The sequence below is a fragment of the Globicatella sulfidifaciens DSM 15739 genome, assembly GCF_900167405.1.
GTDB classification, from domain to species: domain Bacteria; phylum Bacillota; class Bacilli; order Lactobacillales; family Aerococcaceae; genus Globicatella; species Globicatella sulfidifaciens.
Genome location: NZ_FUWO01000008.1, coordinates 1 through 22,899, shown reverse-complemented (window position 1 = coordinate 22,899; position 22,899 = coordinate 1). Strand labels below are relative to the sequence as shown.

The following is a 22,899-nucleotide window of genomic DNA, read 5'->3' as shown; positions in this document are numbered from 1 at the left end:
AAATTAAGGGCTGTAGAATGTCAAACTTCTACAGCCTTTATAAATAGGAGTGAGAATTATGAATGTCTTTCAAAGGCGAAAATTATTAGGTTGGGCTTTTATTGCTGCACCAGTGGCCTTAATCATTTTGTTCTATTTTTATCCAATGCTATCAGCCTTTATCATGTCATTGCAGTCTGGAAAAGGTGCGAATTTATCTTTTGTAGGATTAACTAACTATAAGCGTTTATTATCTGATCCAGTCTTTATTCAATCTTTAAAAAACACCTTAATATTCTTGATTTTCCAAGTGCCGATTATGGTTGTTCTAGCTATTTTCTTCTCGGTTTTATTAAATAATAAAACGTTGAAGTTCAAAGGGATTTTTAGAACGATTGTGTTCTTACCGTCTGTCACTTCATTAGTTGCGTATTCTTTAATTTTTAAATATATTTTCGCAAACAATGGTGTTTTAAACCAAATACTAATGGCAATCAATGTTTTGGATAAGCCAATAATGTGGTTATCACATCCATTTTGGGCAAAGGTGGTCATTATTATTGCTATTACTTGGCGTTGGACAGGTTATAATATGATTTTCTTCCTTTCCGCTTTACAGAATATTGATGACCAAATTTATGAAGCGGCGGATGTAGATGGTGCGTCACCTATTGATAAGTTCTTTAAAATTACGCTGCCATTATTAAAACCAGTTATTTTATTTACATCAATTACCTCAACGATTGGGACCTTGCAATTATTCGATGAACCAATGAACATTACTCAAGGTGGACCGGGTAATGCAACGATGACCATCTCACAATATATCTATAATCTTTCGTTTAAGTATACACCAGACTTTGGCTATGCCGCTGCGGTTTCTTATGCGATAGTTATTTTAGTCATTATATTCTCTATTATTCAATTGAAAGTAGGTAATCGCGATGAAAAATAAAAATAATATTTTTATATATATCTTTTTATTGATGATGTCGATTGTATTTGTCTTTCCGTTTTACTTCATGATTATTTCAGCGACGAATGCCAGTGTCGATGTAACGAGCGGCTCTTTATTGCCAGGAAAAGAATTATTAAACAATTTGAAAAACGTGTTTGAGCAAACAGATATGGTTACGGCTTTAAAAAACTCTGCCATTATTGCTGTCTCACAAACTGTTTTAGCATTAATAATCAGTTCTATTGCCGGTTATGCTTTTGAAGTCTATCGTTCCAAATGGACGGATATTGTCTTTAATATTATTTTGATGTCAATGATGATTCCATTTGCCGCCTTAATGATTCCATTATTTAAATTCTTTGGCCGTTTATCAACCATTAATCCTATGATTGGATTCAATACTTATGCATCAGCTTATTTACCTTATATTGCAACGGCGTTCTTAATCTTTTATTTCCGTCAAAATACTAAAATGTTCCAACAAGAATTGTTAGAAGCTGGGCGGATTGACGGTTTATCTGAAATTGGTTTATTCTTTAGAATTTACATGCCGACGATGAAAAACACCTACGCAGCAGCAGCGATTATTACTTTTATGAATGCTTGGAATAATTACTTATGGCCATTGGTTACTTTACAAACTAATGAAATGCGTACAGTACCGTTACTATTATCTAATTTAGGATCAAGTTATGCACCGGACTATGGCTTAATGATGATTGCGATTTTAATCGCCACCATCCCGACATTAATTATCTTCTTTGTATTACAAAAATATTTTGTAGCGGGTATGTTAGGTGCTGTTAAATAAGAAAGGATGAAGAAAAAAGTGTTATTACCTAATTATTTTGAAAATTTAGAGGTATTTCATGTAAATACTTTGCCTAGGAAAAATTATTATGTCCCATTCCATACAGATGAATTGTTTGAGACCTTAACCGATCGTACGAAAAGTGAGTACTTCCATAATTTAAATAGCGATTGGGATTTTAAATACTTTACGAGTGTCAATCGAATTGAGAAAGCATATTGGGAAGACGATACTGATTTAAGTTATGACCAAATTCCTGTGCCAAGTTGTTGGCAATTATATGGCTATGACCAAATCATGTATACCAATACTGAATATCCGATTCCGTTTGATCCGCCTTATGTCCCATTTGAAAATCCGGCTGGTTTATATCGACGTCATTTTAAAATCAATAAAAAAGAACAAAAAGAATATCAATTAACCTTTGAAGGGGTCGATTCTGCTTATTATGTTTGGGTCAATCATCAATTTGTAGGTTATAGCCAAATTTCTCATGCCAGTTCAGAATTTGACATTACGCAATTTCTTCAAGATGGCGAGAATACATTGCATGTGTTAGTGTTAAAATGGTCGGATGCGACTTATCTTGAGGATCAAGATAAATTCCGTTATAGTGGCATTTTCCGTGATGTGTATGTTTTAGAGCGTGAGGTTGACCGAGTAGAAAGTTTCTTTGTTCGTCAAAGTTTCAATGATGATTTATCATTAGCTACTTTATCCGTTGAGCTTAACAAAACATGCGAAAATTTAGACGTTAAGTACCAATTATTAGCGCCGAATAATGAGGTGGTCCATGAGGGAACGACATCAGACAGTGATTTTACGATTGAAGTGATGAATCCAGTTTTATGGAATGCGGAAGAACCTCAATTATACCGCTTATTGTTAACCGTAGGCAGTGAACATATTCAACAATTAGTAGGAATTCGCTTAGTAGAAATGAAAAATAATCAATTCTATGTGAATAATCGTTCGGTAAAATTAATAGGGGTTAATCATCATGATACGAATGCAAACACTGGAGCGACCGTGACACTTGATGATCAATGGAAAGATTTAACGTTAATTAAACAATATGGATTTAATGCTTTAAGAACAGCCCATTATCCAAAAAATGGCCAATTTTATGAATTGACAGACGTAATTGGGTTATATGTTATGAGTGAAGCGGACTTAGAAGGTCATGGGGTGGTAGACCTATATGGAATGGGTGGTAATGATAATTACAATGTTTTACCAGAAGATCCAGCCTTTGAAAAAGCTTTTGTCGACCGAATGGATGCTTCGATTATCCCATACTTTAATAATAGTTCCATTGTAATGTGGTCAGCTGGTAATGAGACCGGTTATGGGCCTAATATTGAAGCGATGTTAAAACATGCACGCCAGTTAGATCCTTCTCGTCCATTGCATTATGAAGCGTATTGGTACTATGACCGCAGTAAAGAATATGATACTCAATATTTTGATAGTTGGAGTCGTATGTATGCTTCACCTACGGAAATTAAAGAATATTATTTAGACATTGAAAATATTGAAAAAGCGTTTATGTTATGTGAATACGCCCATGCTATGGGGAATAGTTCGGGGGATTTGACAGAATATTATGAACTTTTCTACCAATACCCAGAATTTGTCGGTCTTTATGTTTGGGAATGGGCTGACCATGCGGTCAATCTGAATCGTTTTGAACCTGATAAAACACCGGTTTATCGTTATGGTGGCGATTTTGGTGAATATCCGCATGCAGGTAATTTCTGTATGGACGGTTTAATGTATCCGGATCGAACACCGCATGTCCTGGTAAAAGAACACCAAAACTTATTTAAACCTTTCTTGTTAGAAGACCTTGATTTAAATGCAAAGCAGTTTACGTTTAAAAATCGTCTCGATTTTGTTAATGCAAAAGACCGTTTTAAAGTGACTTTAGAAGTAGCGGATTTAACAGGAGCAATAGTGGCAACTCACGAATTACCAAGGCTAGATATTGCACCACAAGCCAGTTTGACAGTTGATTTAAAGGACACATTGACGGATTTAACCACAATTAGTATTATCCGTTTTGTTTATCACGATTTATCGGATAATTTTGTTGGTTTTGATTGGGTTGAAGTCAATGAATTTGAGTTAACTTTAGAATTACCAGAATCTTCTACCAATATTACTTATGCGGAAACGAATGCAACCGTGTCCATTACAACTACTTTTGGTGAGGTCGTATTAAGTAAAGCAAACGCAGCGATTGAGCAATTAAAAGTGAATGAACAAACACTTTTAAACCAACCGGGAGAGTGGAGTATCTGGCGTGCACCGACTGATAATGATCGTAACATTAAGCGCGAATGGCTACAAGCCAATTTTAATCGTCATCAAACAAGAGTACATGAGACGCATATTACGCAAGCAGATAATCAAGTAAAAGTGTCCTTTGATGCGGTCATGCATGCTGTCGCAAGACAAAACTTCTTGGAGATGACCCTTGAGTATACTATCTTTGCCAATGGTTTGATTGAAGTGGCAGGAAAAGTGGCTAAAAATCCAGTGATTCCATTTTTACCTCGCTTTGGTATGACCTTGCCGTTACTAGCGAGCTTCGAAAACGTCAACTATCATGGTTATGGACCGGAAGAAAACTATCGTGACAAACACCATGCATCCTATAAAGGGAACTTTACGACGAAGGTAACAGAGATGTATGAACCTTATGTTACACCACAAGAAAATGGTAATCGAAGTATTAACCAACTCGTGCTAACGAATGGTCAACAATCATTGACGGTTCATTCTGTGAACGGCATGCATTTTAATGCTTCTCATTATTCAATTAAACAATTAACAGAAGTGATGCATCGTGATAAATTAGTATTGGAGGATATGACTTATCTCCAACTAGATCCACAACAATCTGGTATTGGGACGAATGCCTGTGGACCAGAATTATTCGAACATTATCGCTTAGATGATGATTTTGAATTTAAGTTTAATTTATTTGTGAAATGAGGTTAAACCATTGATTAAAGTACAAGACCAATTATTTAATATTATTGCTGGTCAGTTTTCATTAATACTTGGCGTACATCATGGTTATGTGACGGTTAAACATCTTGGAGGAGCGATTGACGAGTATCGTCAATCGAATCCCTTAGTTGAAAAAGACCATGCGTTTTCGGGTGGACCTTATAGTGATGATCGTACTTATTCACCTGATACCCAGCGTCATGTCGTAGGACAATTAGGTCGTAGTGATTTTCGTCAACCATCTGTTATTATTGAGCATCATCAAAATCAAGTGACTGATTTCAAATTTGAATCAGCAGAAGTTTTAAAGGAATTTGATGGACCTAAAGGCTTACCGATGCCACGTTTAACGGCTGAAAGTGAAATTTTACATTTACAGTTAATCGATGAAGTGGCCAGTCTTAAATTGCATCTTTATTATGTTACGTATCCAGAGTATTCTACTATCGGACAGTTTACCAAAATCGAAAACATCGGTGATGAAACGGTTAATGTGCACAAATTACTTAGTGCTATGATTGATTTACCAAATGGCCAATATGATTTAATGACCTTACAAGGGTATTATGGCATGGAACGTAAAGTTGTTCGACAACCACTTCAGCAAGGTTTAATAGAAATCGGCTCTATTAGAGGATCATCTGGTCATGGTCAAACACCCGCGTTAATTTTATTAGATCATCTAACGCAAGAAGAATATGGTGAAGCTTTAAGTTTACAATTAATGTATAGTGGAAATTTTGAAGCATTTGCGCAAACCAATCAATTAGGCGAGTTGCGATTAGGGATAGGGATTAACGAAACACAATTTAGTTATGATTTAGCACCGGGAGCGAGTTTTGATACACCTTTCGTGATTTATCAGCATACTTATCAAGGTCTAAATGCACTAACACAATTGAGTCATCAATTTATACAAGCGCAAGTTTTACCGCAACCGCACCAATATCAATTGCGTCCTATCTTAATCAATAATTGGGAAGCGACTTACTTTGATTTCAATTCTAAAAAATTAAAAGCCATTGCCAAACAAGCAGCTGAAGTGGGTATAGAATTGTTTGTTTTAGACGATGGATGGTTTGGTAAGCGGCAAAATGACCTCAGTTCATTAGGTGATTGGGTCGTCAATACCGAGAAACTTGGGGGAGAGCTATCGGAATTAATCGATTATGTTCATGATTTGGGGCTTCAATTTGGACTTTGGATTGAACCGGAGATGATATCTGAAGATTCGGATTTATACCGTCAGCATCCTGATTGGGTTATTCAAGTTCCAGGACGCAGTCATACATATTCAAGAAGCCAATTAGTATTAAATTTAGCAAATCCTGAAGTAGTATCGTATTTGAAAGCGACCTTTGATGAACTACTTGCTAATCATAAGATTGATTATATAAAATGGGATAGCAATCGTAATATTTCAGATGTTGGAAATGGCTCCACTTATTTAGATACGATGAAGCAGTCACATCAGTATGTTTTAGGATTATATGAGTTAGCATCTTATTTAACGAATAAATATCCTAATATTCTTTTTGAGTCTTGTTCAGGTGGTGGTGGCCGCAATGATTTAGGCATGATGGCTTACTTTGACCAGACGTGGACCAGTGATAATACCGATGCGATTGAACGCTTAAATATTCAATATGGATCCTCGATGCTGTTTCCGGCTATTCATATGGGGGCGCATGTCTCAGCTGCACCTAACCATCAAATGAAGCGTATGACTAGCTTGAATACGAGAGGGCATGTAGCGATGATGGGGAATCTAGGTTATGAATTAGATATTACCTCTATGACCGAAGCGCAATTAATGAAAGTGAGCCAACAAGTGGCAACCTATAAAACAATTCGCCCCGTTATTCAATTGGGGAAACAAGTACGTCTAATGAATCCTTTAGATTCAAGCAATCAACCACAAAACTATACAGCGGTTCAACATTATAATGATGAAACAGTTGTATTAACAGTTGTTAAAGTATTGTCAACCATGGAGAAAATGGAACCCGTTGTTAAACTGAAACACTTAGAATTAAATGCTGATTATCAATTAGTCGGAAAAGAACACATTATTTATTCTGGTGCAGAATTAATGTATGCGGGGATTTCATTGAATTTTCCTCCTGGAGATTTTGTGAGTCAACAATGGGTCTTTAAAAGAATAAAATAGTTACTAATCGTAATAAGAAGCGGACGAGTTTTTGTCCGCTTTTTTATATTTCGAACAATCGACCAATAAGTTAAGCAGTATAAAAATTTATTACTTTGCTAAAATGTTTAGGGATTGGGCAAGAAGTAGAAAATCGAATAATTTTCGCTTCGTCTGTCCTCCTCCTGCGCTGTTAATTATCGAGCACTCACTCTACCAAGTTTATCAAGTTGATGCTCAGCCTCTTTATAAGAGATAAAATGACTCTTAAAGAGTATAGATAGTTATCCGTTACCACTCACGTGCATATAAAAACCCCCTTAAAAGTAGTATCCATTTTTGGTAGCTACTTTTAAGGGGAGTCTATTTTATTAAATATCTTTCAAAGCGTTTAGCTAAATGATTAATTTTGTGATTGATTATTAGAAGTTACCCGTTTACGGACACCTTTATTAATGTCTAATAAGATTGGTAAGACCATTGGTTTACGTTCCGTTTTCTCGTGAATGAGAGGATAAATCGTATCAAAAATCACATCGCGAATCATTTTTTCAGTTACCACAGCACCATTTTCGTTTAATCCACGATTAATGGCTGAACGTAATTGATTTTGCATTTCATTGATTAAATCAATGGATTCACGCATATAAATAAAGCCACGAGACATAATATCAGGACCACTAATTAACGCATGGTTTTGATAGTCAATTGTCGCAGTGACGATGATTAAACCATCTTCTGACAAGGTATGACGATCACGTAAGACGATACTTCCGATATCACCAATACCACTACCATCAACGTAAACATCTTGTGCTTGAAAATTACCCGCCACACGAGCACTATTTTGAGTGACAGCTAGCATATCACCATTGGCTAAAATAAAACAGTTTTCTTTTGGAATACCGGTTTCTTGTGCTAATTCTGCTTGAATACTTTGCATGCGATATTCACCATGGACAGGCATGAAATATTTAGGTTTCATTAGACGTAACATTAACAGTTGTTCTTGTTGCCCACCATGTCCTGAGGTATGAATATTATTAATTTTACCATGGATCACATTGGCACCTAATTCAGTTAAACGGTTAATGACACGATTGACACTGATGGTATTGCCTGGAATAGGTGAACTAGAAAAAATTACTGTATCTTCCGGTTGAATCGAAATTTGACGATGGGTACCATTAGCAATACGACTTAAAGCAGCCATCGGCTCACCTTGAGATCCGGTACATAATATAATCAGTTTATTACCGTCTACGGAATCAATGTTTCGACCATCAACAAATAGATCTTGACCATCCGTTTCGATATAGCCTAATTCGCGACCGGTTTTAATCGCCGATTCCATACTGCGTCCAAAGACTGCGATTTTACGATCAGTTTCTTTGGCGACTTCGACTACTTGTTGAAGTCGTGAAACATTCGAAGCAAAAGTAGCGAAGATGACTCGTCCTTGAACTCCTTGGATAATATTCTTAATTGATTGACCCACAATTTTTTCTGATTTAGTGAAAGTTGGGATTTCTGCGTTAGTGGAATCACCTAATAACACTAAAACTCCTTCTTCACCGATGCGAGCCATGCGATGCAAATCGGCTGGTTTGCCAACAGGAGTAAAGTCAAATTTATAATCCCCTGTAAAGACAATATTGCCAGGAGGTGTCTTAACTACTACGCCATATGCTTCGGGAATACTATGGGTTGTCAGGTAAAAACTAACGGTCGTTTTTCTAAAGCGTAAAACGGTATTTTCGTCAATTTCAGTGATATTCGCATCTTTCAACAAACCGCGTTCTTGTAATTTGTTACGGATTAATGCACTAGCTAATTTACCGGCATAAATAGGAACATTTATTTGTTGTAACAAATAAGGAACGCCTCCGATATGGTCTTCGTGACCATGGGAAATAATTAATGCCGATACTTTATGTTTATTTTGTAAAATATATTGAAAATCAGGAATGACATAATCAATTCCCAATAATTCATCTTCCGGAAACATCACACCGCAGTCTAGTAGGATAATCTCATCTTGAAATTGGACACCATACATATTTTTTCCAACTTCACCTAATCCACCTAGAGCAAAAATGCCTGTTTCGTTATTTTTAAGTGTCGTAGACATTCTAAAACTCCATTATTTTGAAATCAGGATTATGTTCGCGCTCATATTCTAAATGAGCTTCTGATAACTCCTGTAAATATTCAATATTGTATGGTGTATTCTCATCAAATTTAGCGCGAGCTTCCACAATATTATCTGCTTCGATATAAAGTGATTTAGTGTTCTCTCTTAATGGAACTTGGTTTTTAGTTTCTTGATATGTTGCTTTAAAAATCATATGAATCTCCTTTTATTTTTTATTACTGGGTTTAAAAGCTTTCAAAACGTGCATTGCAATGAAATTTTATTGCGAATTGATCGCATAAGAACACGAACTTAATGGTAAAAACTGTTTAAACGGTCTATGCTATCAATATTTTATCATACAAAGTGGATTAAGTATAGAAACTTTAATTTAATAAAAGGCTTACTTAAAAAGTGTTTGATAATATTTTGCGTATTTAATGATGACCGGTCAAAGAGGTGGTAAGAAATGATTGAACAACAAGCGAAAATAATGATTGAAGAAGCATTAACTGAAAACACATCCGACATTCATATATTGCCAAGACATCAAGTGTATGCCATTTACTTTAGAGTAAATGGTGAAATGTTATTTCAAAGAGATGAAAGTGAAGTTTGGGGCCGTAAATTAATTAGTTATTTTAAATTTTTAGCTAATTTGGATGTAGGTGAGAAGCGTAAGCCACAGTCTGGTTCGATTCATTATCAGCTAGCAGGTGGTGCAGTAGAATTGCGTTTATCGACCATCACTAATGTGAACTTATGGGAATCACTGGTGATTCGTTTAATTCGACAAGTAACGCATCATCAACAAGCACTGATGACTTATTTTCCGAATGAACTAGCACACCTAAGACAATTAGTGAGAAGAAAAAGTGGATTGTTATTATTTTCTGGGCCTGTCGGTTCAGGAAAAACAACGACTATTTATCAATTACTACGTGAGCGAATGAAAGAAGAACCACTGCAAGTGATTACCATGGAGGACCCTGTCGAGATTATCGAAGAGACCTTTTTACAAACAGAAGTCAATTTAAGAGCGGATATAGATTATGATGTCTTAATTAAAGCTTCTTTACGTCATCATCCTGATGTTTTGTTAATTGGTGAAATTCGTGATGAGATAACCGCCAGAATGGTAATTAGAGGAGCATTAACGGGCCACTTAATGATTGCGACGATTCACGCCAAAAATACTTTAGGCGTGATTGGTCGATTACAAGAATTATCAGTCAGTAATGAACAAATTCGTCAAACTTTAATCGGGGTTATTTCCCAACGATTGGTGCCTTGCACATCTGTCCTTAAGCCCAAATTAGGAGGGCGAGCCGCTATTTTTGAGGTGTTAGCTGGTTCAACATTGCAAGAGGTTTTATCACAAGGGGAGGCGAGTTTTCCAGAGATTAATGATTATTTAAGAAAGGCATGGTCATATGGATACATCACCAGTAAAAGCTACCATCAGTTTGAAGTGGTTTAAACGTCCTTTACCTAAAAAAGTGAAAACCAAGGACCAGGCACTCTTTTTACAAAATTTATTTGAGTTATTATCAGAAGGCTTTTCATTAAATCAAGCGCTAGTCTTTATGGAATTACTGATGCCTCAATATCGAGAGCTGATTAAAATTATAGTGCAATCACTAGAACAAGGTGCAGGACTAGAAAGAGGACTTAGACAAATTGGATTTTCTTTGGATATTGTCGCGCAAATTTTTTATGGACAAAAACAGGGACGGTTTCATCCGGCTTTACAAAAATGTTCGGAGTCTTTAAAGCTTCGAGCTGATTATCGTCAAAAAATAGTGAAGACATTGACTTATCCGATCGTTATGTTTGTCTTTTTAATTGCGTTATTATTAGGCATGAGAATATTTCTACTTCCCCATATTCTTAGTTTTATTTCAGTTGAAGTGTATCAAAACACGCCACTTATTCGTTTATTAGTTTTATTTTTTTCTTATTTACCTCAAATATTAATCAGTCTATTTGCTATTAGTATTTTGGGATATTTTTTTATTGATGTCTATTTACTCCGAAAAAGTGCGATGCATCGTTATAAGCTATTACTAAAAATTCCTCTGTTAAATAAATGGATTCGATATTATTGTACATATAAAGTGGCCCAAAATTTAGGTTATTTTTTAGAAGGAGGTTTTTCTTTACAGCAGACTTTTGATTTTATTGTACAATATCCGATTGATCCTTTTTTAACAGAAGTGGCGGCCTATTTAACAGAAAATTTAAAGAAAGGAGAAGCGCTAAGTGATAGTTTAAACGCTTTAAGACTATTTCAACCGGAATTAGGGATGATTGTTTATCAAGGTGAATTGACCAGTCAACTATCCACGAAGTGTCTACTGTTTTCAAATAAATTAGTGACCGAATTAATGGAAGATGTCGCCAAAAAAATTAATTATTTGCAACCTATTTTATTTGTTTTGATTGCGCTTTTAGTCATGGGAATGTATTTGATGATGATGTTACCAATCTTAACAATGGAAGGTTTATAAAAGAAAGAGGTAGAAAAATGAAAAGAAAAATTATCAAACATTTCAGCAATCGCAAGGGATTTACGCTTTTGGAAATGTTAATTGTCTTAATTATCGTTGGATTATTGATGGCGATTATTATTCCAAATGTTTCCGGACAAAAAGAGCGGATTGAGACCCAAGCAACTGAGAATATTGCTGAAATTGTGGAGACACAAGTGAATACCTATCAGTTAGTTGAAAAGAGTGATGATGCGACCTTAACGCTATTAGTTAGTGAAGGTTATTTGACACAAAAACAAGCTGATGAAGCAGAACGTTTATTAGGTTTAAGTCCAGACACCGTTATTACCGTTCCGATTAGTAGTGATAGTGGACAATAATAGGGGTTTTACTTTAGTTGAGATGTTGATTCATTTAATTATTATTAGCTTTCTAATATTACTTATGATAAAAATCCCTCATTGTCAAATAGCTAATCAAATTGAAAATCGTCTGTTTGTGGATCAATTAGTCGCACAATTGAATTATACCCAGCAGAAAGCACTCTTTCATAATAAACGTTATACGGTAACCTTTGATCAATCCCGACAGGAGGTTCGCTTTAATGATCGCAACCTGCAACTACCCGAAACATTATATTTTAATCAAACTTTTATTTTTGATTATTTAGCAAATGGGCGAGTCAATCAATTTCGAACGGTTACATTATATACTAACGAAGGCCCCCATGTTAAAATTGTCTTTCAATTAGGAAGTGGTAAATTTGTGGTACAAACAGAATAATCAAGGATTCGCCTTAGTTGATAGTATGGTTGCTTTTATTATCTTTAGTTTAATGTTGATGTTGTATTTACCAGCTTATCATAGAGAATTACAGCGACTAGAGGAGTTAAAGTTAGTTGCCAATCAATGGCAACTATTTGATGATTTAATCCAAATGTCGCAACAACAAACATCGTTGGATTTAGATACGCGCATAGAGGCTTACACTCTTTTATATGAAGAAGGAGTCACATGGCAAGCCAATAATGGGGTTTATCAAATTGTATTTGATGGAGGCAATCAATATGAAGTCCAATTGCTCAATTTACAATAATCGAGGAATGATTTTGATTGAAGCATTAATTAGTTTGATGGTGATTAGTCTAATGATGCATGGTATCTATCAAATTATGAACAGTTATCAAAGGGTTCGTTTCGCTCAATCACAAGAATTATCGGCCGATGGACACCAGTTTTTATCATTATTGGAAGCAGAGTTGCGACAATATCAAGTGGAAGAGGTGAAGCATAATACGATTAAGATGAAAAATGAGGCTGGCTATTATCAGATTGTGTTAGAAAACAATAAAATTTATAAAAAGCCAGGACATCATCCCTATGCTTATCAAGTACAATCATGGGAACTAAATCAAAAGGGAAGTTGGATTGAAGTGATGGTCACCTATCAAAATCAACAAAAATTTTTCGGAATAGTAAAATATGAAGAATAATAAAGCATTGGCGTTGCCCATTGTGATAGTCTTTATGTTTTTATCTCACTTAACCTATATTAGTTTATTGAACTATAACCAAATTCAATCATTGCGTTACCGAGATATTGCGGGTTACTATCAAGGACAAAGTATGTTGACGATTAGTAATACTTTCCTGAAAGAAAAGGATGGTATTCAACAATTAATTCAGCGGTTAAACGAAGTAATCGAACATCAAACCACTTATTTATTACCTAGACACGGGGTCGTTATGGATGAAGCCAACTTTTATTCACAATTGACAATGATTCAAGTTGAAGAACAAGACCTGCAACAAATCCACATTATCTCTCATCAAATTTATATCGAAGAACAAGCTATGCAAAAGATAGAAAATGATGGAGGATTAGATGAATTATTAGTAGAAGGGGTGGTGCTATCTAATAAATTACCCCAAGTATTTGATGAAGCGCCGATTCAAAATCAAGTGCAAGAACTATTGCATTCTTTGAGTGAACTAGGGTGGGAGCAACAATCTAACAAGAGACGTAATTTTCAAGGACAACTGAACATTCAACCAGCGCCTTATACCCAGTTTGACTTTAATATCGGACAAGTTAAGGTCAAAAACAATGCGGATGGTCGACAAGTTACGGTTTATGATCAAGCTGGACATCAGCTTTATCAACAACAACAATTAAATGAAAAAGTAGGCTTTTTAATACTATCGGAAGTGATAATATTGGAAGAAGCGATAGCTCCATAATATCATTATTAAATAATGTATAATCATCGAAAAAAAAGTGATAAGATGTTAAAAGTTTTTAGTAAAATAGATCGATGATGATGCTTTTTATGATTCTATACTTTTGGGTGTGGGTGAACAGAAATTGCTCTGTTCATTCACATCTTTTTTTAAGCAATGCAAAAAGTCATAGAATTACGATATAATCTAATTAGCGACAAAATGGTAATTCTTTGATACAATATAATTAAATTATTTAGAGGGGTGTTCAGATGTCTAGAGTTGAACAATTAAGACAAAAATTAACGAAATACAATGCCGAAAGTATATTGGTAACGAATTTAAAAAACGTTCGTTATTTAGCTAATTTCACCGGTTCAGCAGGAGTGGTATTCGTTACTCCTACCCAACAATATTTTATTACAGACTTTCGTTATAATACTCAAGCAGCCGAACAAGCAAAAGGCTTCGAAATTATTATCCATAAAAACGGTGCGTTTAATGCTGTTGCAGAAATTATTGAGCAAGAAAATATTCAATCAGTTGCTATTGAAGCAGATGAAATGAATGTCGCAACTTACTTGAAATTAAAAGATTTATTTGACGCTGAGATGATTGAAACAGAATTATTATTAGAAACAATTCGTTCAGTAAAATCAGAAGATGAAATTAAAATCATCAAAGAAGCTTGTGAAATAACGGACCAAGCATTCGAGCATATTTTAACCTTCATCAAACCAGGTGTAACAGAAATTGAAGTAGCTAATGAATTGGAGCGTTTCTTAAAATCTAAAGGAGCTTCTGCGATGTCATTTGATACGATTGTTGCCAGCGGATTACGTTCAGCCATGCCACATGGAGTCGCGAGTGATAAAGTAATTGAAGAGGGTGATGTGGTAACATTAGACTTTGGTTGTTACTATCACGGCTATAGTTCCGATATGACTAGAACGATTGCGGTCGGACATATCGAGCCTAAAATGGAAGAAATTTATCATATCGTCCTAGAAGCACATGAACGTGTCAATAGAGCAGCTAAAGCGGGGATGACAGGTAAAGAATTAGATGCCGTAGCACGCGATTATATTACTGAAAAAGGATATGGACCAGCATTTGGCCATAGTACCGGACATGGACTAGGGCTTGATGTGCATGAACAACCAGGTATAAACTTCCGTAATGAACAACCATTATTAGTGAATCAAGTGATTACTAATGAACCAGGAATATATGTAGAAGGTTTGGGCGGTGTTCGGATTGAAGATGACTTGGTTATCACTGAAGATGGCGCCTATGGTTTGAATCGTAGTCCTAAGAACTTGATAATTTTATAGCATTTCGATGTTATATCCGTTAAAATGGGGATAGCAGAAAGAAAAAGAGGAGGAAAGCATATGACAACTCATGAAAATACTTCAATGAATACTCACGGAACCCCTCAATTGGGTGAAATTAACATTACAACATCGGTACTGGAAACTATTGCCGCTCAAGCAACTAAAAAAGTAGCTGGTGTTTATGTTAGTAAACAATCTTTCCAAAAGGTTTCAGGGAGTTTCTTTAGTTTAGAACGTGAAAAAACGGGTGCAAAGATTAAGCGTCAAGACAATCATATTGCCGTCGATATTGATATTCGTGTAAAATATGGTTATTCGGTACCTGATGTAGCGATGAATGTTCAAGAAAGTGTTAAAGAACAAATTTTATTTATGACGGATTTAGTGATTGATGAAGTGAATGTCCATGTAATTTCAGTAGAAGCTGAAACAACAGGATCTGAATTATTTCATTTAGATGAAGAAAATGGTGACACAGTTGACGAATAAGTTAAATAAAAGACGCCAAGTCCGTGAAAAAGCGGTCCAAATTTTATTTCAATTAGTAGATGCGCCTGATTATTTAACTGAAGAAGTTGCAACTGAATTTGCATTGGAAGCTGGTAATGATCCAGAAGCGGGTTTTGACGAAGTCGAAGACCAATACTTATTTGAGTTAATCAAAGGGGTCCAAGAAAATCGTGATGAGATTGATCAAACGATTGAAAAATACTTATCTGATTGGACAATTGATCGTTTAAATCGGATTGACTTAGTAGTCTTAAGAGTCGCACTATATGAATTAATGTATGTGAGTCGTGAAACGGTACCAGCTAAAGTGGCAGTCAATGAGGCAATTGACTTAAGTAAATTATTCAGTGATGAAAAATCGCGTCGCTTTGTTAGTGGTGTGTTATCTGAATATTTAAAACAAATAGAGACAGAATAGAGTTTGGCTTAGTTGAAGCCGTCAACCTTTGCGGTGACGCACTCTGTTGAATAGTAAAACAATAATAGACATTGAAGATAAAAAGAAAGATAGCAACTTTAATGGTTCTATCTTTCTTTTTTTGACTTTATTCAATAGAGTGAAGCACTGGCCGTTAAAATAAGAGTGCGACTGACCTTAGCAATCAAAATTCATCTGGGAAATCTACATGTCTTCTAAGATTGTTAAAATAAAACTGCGAATTACCTTGGTTATCAAAGAGTTAGGGTAACACGTTTGGCATTATATTTTTAACAGTCTATCGTGCTTATTTAATCCGTTCGATCAACTGATAAAAAATGAGTGAAAGAAAATAGTGTGAAGATAATGGTTTCTAATTGAATACCATTTCCTAATTCACTTATAATTGTATTACAAGGAGGATTGAAGAATGAAACAGAATAAAAAATCAGAACATAATCGAAAAAAGTTACATTTACGAATGTCCTTTAGTCCTCTATTAGGGACAGGATTGCTTCTTGCGGTACTATTAGTGGCGATGCAAGTAGTGAATTCAAGTGGGAAAAACCCTATAAAGCAATTATTTTCAGAGAAGCAAACTTCTATCAGTGAATCAGTGGTTAATAAATCGAGCAATACAGAAGAAACTAATTATGACCCATTAAAGTCTTACAACATGTCATCCTTGAGTGAAAGTGAACCAAAGAAAGCAGAAAATTCTCAGTCTCAAGTTGAAAGTCACCAGTCTGAAGCATTAGCAGAATCAGAAGAGGAGGTTAAGCATTCTATTGAAGAAGCTACTCAATCGGAAGAATCAATATTAACAACGACATCTGCGCAAACAACTATTAGGGATTCACATGAAGAAAAACCTAAAATTGTCGAAAACAAAAATAAACAACAATGGTTACCGAATATTAAAGTAGAAGGTATTTTTAATCCGTTAATTTATTCATTAGACGGAGAATATAGTCTCTATTACCAAGCGCTTGATCATAAGACTAGTTCACAACCTTTAATCTTAAATAATCAACCGATGCGATCAGCTAGTATCATTAAACTTTTTGTCCTTGCGGCGCTATTTGAGCAAGTAGAAAAAGGGGAAATGGATTTAACAGAACAATATGTCTTAAAAGCAGAAGATAAGGTCTCGGGAACAGGGGACATTCAAAACATGCAAGATGGTACGGAATTAACCTTATTAACCTTAGCTGAGAAAATGATTATCATTAGTGATAATACCGCCACTAATATTCTGATTAATTTAATAGGTGGTATAGAGAAAGTTCAAAACATAATTGTGGAACTGGGATATTCTGATGTGCAATTAAAGCGGTTGATGGTTGACCTTGAGTCATTAAAAGCCGGGGAAGATAATTATGTGACGGTAGAAGATGTTGGTCGAATTTTAGCAGATATTTATCAAGAAAAATTGGTATCAAAGTCAGCTTCACAAAAAATGTTAGCTGTTTTAAAGCAGCAAACAGATCGACAAATGCTCGCGCGAAATCTGCCGAGTGACGTTACTTATTATGGAAAAACAGGGAATTTTGAAGACTATGGTGTGCAAAATGATGCGGCCATTATTGAGACGCCAAATGGTGCCTTCATCTTAGTTTTCTTATCTCAAGAAGGCCAAAAAGAACAACAATTGAAAGCGATGAATAAACTAGGAAAAGTAGTAAGCGAACTATTCATTGAAATTGAATAGCACCGAGTAGAATATATTGCGAACGGGATTTGTATGGCACCCATCAAGATAGACACCGATGAAGGTGCAGAGCATTTGAGTCAATAAATGTTGCTATAGATATTTACGATTTTAGTCTCAGTTAAAGTCTATTATCTATAACAGTGTGTATTTAAGGATATTTCCGTTTGTTTGAATAGAATAAAATTGATGGTATAATATTATTAGTAAATTTTTTTAAAAAAGGAGGAATGTGAATGCTTCAGAAGTTAAAAGAGGTTATGATGGCAGTAATCCCCATCGCAATTTTAGTTGTTATTATTCATTTGTTTTTAACCCCATTAACGCAAAAACAATTTACACTATTTGCTATTGGTGTCGTATTAGTGCTGTTCGGATTAGCCATATTTTTACTTGGTGTTGATATTAGTATTTCCAGAATGGGACATATTTTAGGACATGGTTTAACTAAAACAGGAAATATCAAATTATTAGTTGCAGGTGGAATTTTGATTGGCTTTATTGTCTCGATTGCCGAACCTTCTCTGACAATATTAGGGGATCAAATAGCGACAATGTCCAATCAAAGTTTAAGTCAGATATTAGTCGTCGTCGTCGTATCTTTAGGTGTGGCGTTTTTGCTGGCTTTAGGGATGCTTAGAATTGTTTTTGCTTGGAATATTTCAAAAATAGTGACGATTTTTTATGTACTTATTTTTGTTCTTGCTATTTTTGTGGATGAAGCAATGGTGACTTTTGCCTTTGACTCATCAGGAGCGACGACAGGTGCTCTAACGGTTCCTTTCGTACTGGCATTAAGTGCTGGTATTTCTTCATTATCAAATGAAGAAATTGAACAAGATGATATGAGTTTTGGTTTAGTTGGGATTGCTTCCATTGGACCGATTTTAGCAATGCTGATTTTGGGTTTGTTTTCGAGACAGTCTTTAGCAGGCCAGTTTATTGAACAAGAACCATTAGACCAATCGATTGCCCTAATTGTATGGGAATCCTTAAAATCTAGTATTGGTCAAATTGTAGTCGGAGTTATTCCCTTATTAGTTATTTTTCTTATTTACCACTATTTTATTGAAAAGCAAACACCTCAAACCTTTAAAGATATTATGGTTGGATTAGGTTATTTAATGTTTGGTCTCGTACTATTTTTAACTGGGGTTTCGGCAGGATTCATGCCTATAAGTCAATATTTAGGCGGAGCTTTGTATGAAACGCAAGCACAATGGGTTCTAGTGTTAATTGGCTTTATATTGGGTGTGATGGCGATATTAGCAGAACCAGCCATTTATGTTTTAATTAACCAAATCGAAGATGAAACCGGGGGCTCTATTTCAAAGAATTTAGTATTAGTGCTTATTTCTTCAGGAGTAGGTGTTGCCATTGCCTTAACAGTTTTAAGAATATTAAATCCTTCTATGAGATTATGGCATATTTTATTACCAGGTTTTCTACTAATTATATTGCTGTCACATAAAGTACCAAAGTTATTTGTAGGGATGGGGTTTGATTCTGGTGGAGTAGCCAGTGGCCCAATGACCGGTACCTTTATCTTTGCATATGTTCAAGGAATCGCCATTGCTAGCCCGGTCTCTGATCCCATTATTGATGGTTTCGGTATGATTGCGGTAGTGGCCATGGTGCCTATTTTATTTATAGAAATATTAGGTTGGGTTTATCTTAAGATTGAACAAAACCAACAGGAATAATTTGAGGAGTAATGTATATATGACTAAAACGATTAAAAAAGATCCTGTTTTATTAGCAATAGCGGTTCTGAACCATAATGAAGGTGCCCGCTTTATTAATGAAGCGATTAAATTAGGATTAAATGGAGGAGTGGTTAGTCCTGCAACGGGATTAATTGGCTCACCATTATTGAATCTATTATCTATTCGTCATGACCGTCGTGATTTTGTGATGATTTTTGAAAGAGAAAGTGTGTTAATTCCAGCCTTAAAGTCTTTGGTAAATACGTTTAAAATGGATTTACCGAATCATGGAATTGTTTTTGTTTTAAAAACTGGTTTCCAATTAAGTCGTGACTACATGCTAGAAAATAATGATTGGAATGAGACAGAGGCTGATTATCAATTAATGGTATTAAGTTTTAAACACGGTCGTGCCTCAGAAATTGTGCAAAAAATTAATCAAGTTTCAACTGCAGGCGCAACGATTTTTACTGGAAAAGGTGAGAGTATTCTGGAACGTCAACAAATGATGGGCCTAGTATTTGCACCACAAAAAGATGTTATTTTAAGTGTGGTTGAAAGTGATCAAGTACCAGATGTTTTCACTGTGATGGAAAAATCATATCAATGCACTCAAACTAAAGGTATGTCCGTATTGAGTATTGATATCCATAATTTTTCACGTAATCGCTCATTAACACCATTAAAGACCGATTCTGAAAGAGAAATTCTAATATCGATTGTCAGTGAAGAATTAGAAGAAGAGTATATTAAGATTATGAAAAAACATCGCATGAATGGTGGAACTAGCTTGAAAGGTCATGGATCGGTTTCACCAGAAATGATGGAGAAGATTTTTAATATTACAGTGAATCCACAAAAGAAAATTCTCTTTACTATCGATACGACGAAAAAGATTGAAGCAGCCTATCATGATATTTTATCGTCAGCTAAAATGAATGAAGCGCATAAAGGAGTCTATTTAACAATTCCAGTACATGGGGCTTATGGCTTGTATCAGGAGAATTAAACAACTTACACGGAAGTATTCTTTATTTAGTATTCATAAATTAAGAACAAACTAATTTTTTTCAGAAAGATTCGTTGTTTATATTAAGGTGTGGGCAAAAACTATAATAATTATGTTTGAATCCAACACTTTAATTAATAGTGCTGTGGTTAGTGGTCTCAATCTGTGTTGTAATGATTTGTTTGAGACTTAATCGACTTTTCAGGGAGTGGACAGACAAAACGAAAATCATTTGATTTTCTACTTGTTGTCCACTCCGTAACTGATTTTGATAGGAAGATAATGATGTCAGAAGGGAAATTAGATGCTAAAAAAGATCAATTGGCTGGAAAAGCAAAAGAAGTTTTAAATGAAACGGTCAATAATCACCAATGAGTAGCTGAAGATAAGACGAGAAATCTTGCTAGAATAATGAAAGTTTAGCCAATGATGCTAAGAAAATTTTGAAGAGTTGTAAGATATTGTAGAAGATACAGAGAATAAAGTTAATGACAATTTGAGGAAATAATAGAGAGTATTACTCCTAAATAATGCATAAATTACAAGGCTACAGCTGATGGTTCAGTTGTAGCTTTGTGCTTAAAAATATGTTTTCGACTTAATAATTATTGGTTCATTATAAATGCAAGAATTGTTAAGGGTTAAGTGGTGTTTGAAAAGTAGTAATATAAGTGATAGACTAGATTTGAAATAGAGATAAAAACGGGATGTAGCACAATGCGTGAATGAGTTAAGACCAAAAAATAATTGCTAAAGAGCTAGCTGAAATTGTAAAGGTGACACCTACTTTTATTGCTACCTTAGAACCTAAATCAACGAATGTATCTTGGTGAACCTTAAGTATAATTTTCGATATTTTGATATTACATCCATTGAAGACCTCGCACTTATGAAGAGAGACTATTTTATGTGAGTGACTTACTAGACGGTTATGCATATTGGCCAGTCAGTGGCATTAATATAGGATAATAGTATCGCGCCGAAAAAGTCTGACGAATCATTGCGAATATTTCTTTATTGTTTAAAATATGTCAAACATGTTATAATAAATGTAATAACTTTAGGAGGATAAAATTATGAAAAAATTAGTCATTGGATTAATTTGCCTTTTCCAAGTAATGTGTCTTCCGAACATATCCGTAAAAGCAAATGAAACAACCACGGTACGCCATGAAACTAGTACCGAAACAACTAATAGCGAAACGACGGTTACAACTGAAGAGTCGACCACCGTCAGTACAATGGTTGAGGTACCGGAAGGGCTAATAGGGGCACAAGTCGCCGATTATTTAGTAGCGGATCAGTTTTATCAAATCATTATTAAAAATACTGCCGACGAAGTAGTTTATCAAAAAGATGATGCGATTTTTCTTCAAAGTGATTTAGAAAAATTACAAGCAATATTGAAAACTTCAAGTCATCTCTACATAGATCTTGGTGATGGTCAATATGCTTTACCTGTTGCGTCACTTAGATTAGTGAATCAAACCTTGACTTTTATTTATGATGATGTCATAGGTTATTCAGCTGTCTTCCATGAAGGGGTTGTTACCAATTCGGGAATGATTATTAGTGATGCAAGTGACCCTGTAATAGAGACCGTTACAATTGAACAGCCTGATATTAGTGGCTGGGTTGTTAATCAGCCTAGTAATATGACGGCTGAAATCCTAACGATTTCGTTGGAAAATCAAGAATATTGGGCAACCATGCCTTATAAAGTAGGAGTTAACGGAGACGTTTTAGATGAGACTAATACAATTTATTTAGGTGCTTTTACATTAACAGAGTCACCTTATAATTTACATTTAAATATCGTTCCCAAAACAGAAGCACCAAAAGAGAAAGAAAATAATCGACGCTTAACAAATAAGCTTAAAACTGCTTTGGATAGAGAAAAGACTCTTCAAGAAAATACCATAACCGATAATGCGCCAATGACAACTACTACCGTACAGGACGAGAATATGCAAAGCGATACTGTCACTGAAATGAGTCATGAGGCAACAACACCTAGCGTTGATGAACAACCAACGATTCCTGAGATGGCAACATCCAATGAAACTACTGAGTTGACTCAATCGCAATACAGTACTGAAAATACAGTTACGACTAGACAAACAACTATTGAGGACTTACAAGCTGTTGTTCCTAATCAAGATAATAATCGTCGTAAATTACCTTTGACGGGTGAAAAATCAGGAGCTATTATGATGATAGTGGTACCGCTACTGGTTCTGGGATTGTTATTAGTAATCTTTAATAAAAAAGAAAAATTATAATACAATGTCATCTACTTGCTATTCAAGAATATTTTGAGTAGGGTAGATGATTTTTTATTTACAGTCGCCCCTTGAGAAAACCGTGTCATTCATTACATGGATGAATCAAGTTCTAGGGCGACCGTCATTGTATTCTGTTAATTGATTTTCAATATATTTTTTAAC

Annotated in this window: 20 protein-coding genes; 18 read left to right on the top strand and 2 right to left on the bottom strand. The window is 35.1% G+C overall.

Annotated elements, in window-relative coordinates; translation table 11 throughout:
• Positions 1 to 58: 58 nt before the first annotated feature.
• From B5D12_RS05435 to B5D12_RS05420, 4 genes are read left to right on the top strand one after another with little or no spacing between them, the layout of a single operon-like run.
• Positions 59 to 934, top strand: coding sequence for a carbohydrate ABC transporter permease (locus tag B5D12_RS05435; protein WP_078755850.1), 876 nt, complete (start codon positions 59 to 61; stop codon positions 932 to 934).
• Positions 924 to 1,748, top strand: coding sequence for a carbohydrate ABC transporter permease (locus B5D12_RS05430; RefSeq protein ID WP_078755849.1), 825 nt, complete (start codon positions 924 to 926; stop codon positions 1,746 to 1,748). Before B5D12_RS05435 ends, B5D12_RS05430 begins: the two co-directional genes overlap by 11 nt.
• An 18-nt stretch (positions 1,749 to 1,766) precedes the next feature.
• Positions 1,767 to 4,748, top strand: coding sequence for a glycoside hydrolase family 2 TIM barrel-domain containing protein (locus B5D12_RS05425; protein ID WP_078755848.1), 2,982 nt, complete (start codon positions 1,767 to 1,769; stop codon positions 4,746 to 4,748).
• Between the two features lie 10 nt (positions 4,749 to 4,758).
• Entirely contained in the window at positions 4,759 to 6,936 is a 2,178-nt protein-coding gene (locus B5D12_RS05420) for an alpha-galactosidase (protein WP_078755847.1), read from the top strand.
• A gap of 382 nt (positions 6,937 to 7,318) precedes the next feature.
• On the opposite strand, the gene rnjA is transcribed toward B5D12_RS05420, so the two are convergent.
• Positions 7,319 to 9,046, bottom strand: coding sequence for a ribonuclease J1 (gene rnjA, locus B5D12_RS05415; RefSeq protein WP_078755846.1), 1,728 nt, complete (start codon positions 9,044 to 9,046; stop codon positions 7,319 to 7,321).
• 1 nt (position 9,047) lies between these two features.
• Positions 9,048 to 9,263, bottom strand: coding sequence for a DNA-directed RNA polymerase subunit epsilon (locus B5D12_RS05410; protein WP_066125911.1), 216 nt, complete (start codon positions 9,261 to 9,263; stop codon positions 9,048 to 9,050).
• 255 nt (positions 9,264 to 9,518) lie between these two features.
• On the opposite strand from B5D12_RS05410, the gene comGA reads away from it, so the two are divergent.
• From comGA to B5D12_RS05345, 14 genes are all read left to right on the top strand, one after another.
• Positions 9,519 to 10,529, top strand: a complete 1,011-nt coding sequence (comGA, locus tag B5D12_RS05405) for a competence type IV pilus ATPase ComGA (RefSeq protein WP_078755845.1) — start codon at positions 9,519 to 9,521, stop codon at positions 10,527 to 10,529.
• Positions 10,483 to 11,559: a competence type IV pilus assembly protein ComGB gene (comGB, locus tag B5D12_RS05400; RefSeq protein ID WP_078755844.1), complete on the top strand. Its 1,077-nt coding sequence runs from the start codon at positions 10,483 to 10,485 to the stop codon at positions 11,557 to 11,559. The genes comGA and comGB overlap by 47 nt, the downstream gene beginning before the upstream one ends.
• Positions 11,560 to 11,576: 17 nt before the next feature.
• Positions 11,577 to 11,921 carry a competence type IV pilus major pilin ComGC gene (gene comGC / locus B5D12_RS05395; RefSeq protein WP_078755843.1) on the top strand — a complete coding sequence of 115 codons (345 nt, stop codon included), beginning with the start codon at positions 11,577 to 11,579 and terminating at the stop codon, positions 11,919 to 11,921.
• Positions 11,911 to 12,324 carry a competence type IV pilus minor pilin ComGD gene (gene comGD / locus B5D12_RS05390; RefSeq protein ID WP_159443870.1) on the top strand — a complete coding sequence of 138 codons (414 nt, stop codon included), beginning with the start codon at positions 11,911 to 11,913 and terminating at the stop codon, positions 12,322 to 12,324. Before comGC ends, comGD begins: the two co-directional genes overlap by 11 nt.
• Entirely contained in the window at positions 12,305 to 12,637 is a 333-nt protein-coding gene (locus tag B5D12_RS10055) for a type II secretion system protein (RefSeq protein ID WP_143412045.1), read from the top strand. The genes comGD and B5D12_RS10055 overlap by 20 nt, the downstream gene beginning before the upstream one ends.
• The gene (locus tag B5D12_RS05385) at positions 12,609 to 13,034 is read left to right on the top strand and encodes a competence type IV pilus minor pilin ComGF (protein WP_159443869.1); all 426 of its coding nucleotides are present in this window, start codon (positions 12,609 to 12,611) and stop codon (positions 13,032 to 13,034) included. Before B5D12_RS10055 ends, B5D12_RS05385 begins: the two co-directional genes overlap by 29 nt.
• The gene (locus B5D12_RS05380; RefSeq protein WP_078755840.1) at positions 13,024 to 13,782 is read left to right on the top strand and encodes a hypothetical protein; all 759 of its coding nucleotides are present in this window, start codon (positions 13,024 to 13,026) and stop codon (positions 13,780 to 13,782) included. The genes B5D12_RS05385 and B5D12_RS05380 overlap by 11 nt, the downstream gene beginning before the upstream one ends.
• Before the next feature lie 251 nt (positions 13,783 to 14,033).
• Positions 14,034 to 15,095: an aminopeptidase P family protein gene (locus tag B5D12_RS05375; RefSeq protein ID WP_078755839.1), complete on the top strand. Its 1,062-nt coding sequence runs from the start codon at positions 14,034 to 14,036 to the stop codon at positions 15,093 to 15,095.
• A 60-nt stretch (positions 15,096 to 15,155) separates the two neighbouring features.
• On the top strand, positions 15,156 to 15,587 hold the full coding sequence (locus tag B5D12_RS05370; protein ID WP_159443868.1) for an Asp23/Gls24 family envelope stress response protein: 432 nt from the start codon (positions 15,156 to 15,158) through the stop codon (positions 15,585 to 15,587).
• A complete protein-coding gene (gene nusB / locus B5D12_RS05365; protein WP_234982918.1) occupies positions 15,577 to 16,026 on the top strand; it encodes a transcription antitermination factor NusB in 450 nt (149 codons plus the stop codon). Before B5D12_RS05370 ends, nusB begins: the two co-directional genes overlap by 11 nt.
• 430 nt (positions 16,027 to 16,456) lie before the next feature.
• A complete protein-coding gene (locus B5D12_RS05360; RefSeq protein WP_078755836.1) occupies positions 16,457 to 17,737 on the top strand; it encodes a serine hydrolase in 1,281 nt (426 codons plus the stop codon).
• A 236-nt stretch (positions 17,738 to 17,973) separates the two neighbouring features.
• Positions 17,974 to 19,440, top strand: coding sequence for a DUF1538 domain-containing protein (locus B5D12_RS05355; protein ID WP_078755835.1), 1,467 nt, complete (start codon positions 17,974 to 17,976; stop codon positions 19,438 to 19,440).
• Positions 19,441 to 19,459: 19 nt separating this feature from the next.
• Positions 19,460 to 20,452: a hypothetical protein gene (locus B5D12_RS05350; protein ID WP_078755834.1), complete on the top strand. Its 993-nt coding sequence runs from the start codon at positions 19,460 to 19,462 to the stop codon at positions 20,450 to 20,452.
• 1,076 nt (positions 20,453 to 21,528) lie between these two features.
• The gene (locus B5D12_RS05345; protein WP_078755833.1) at positions 21,529 to 22,734 is read left to right on the top strand and encodes an LPXTG cell wall anchor domain-containing protein; all 1,206 of its coding nucleotides are present in this window, start codon (positions 21,529 to 21,531) and stop codon (positions 22,732 to 22,734) included.
• Positions 22,735 to 22,899 lie beyond the last annotated feature (165 nt).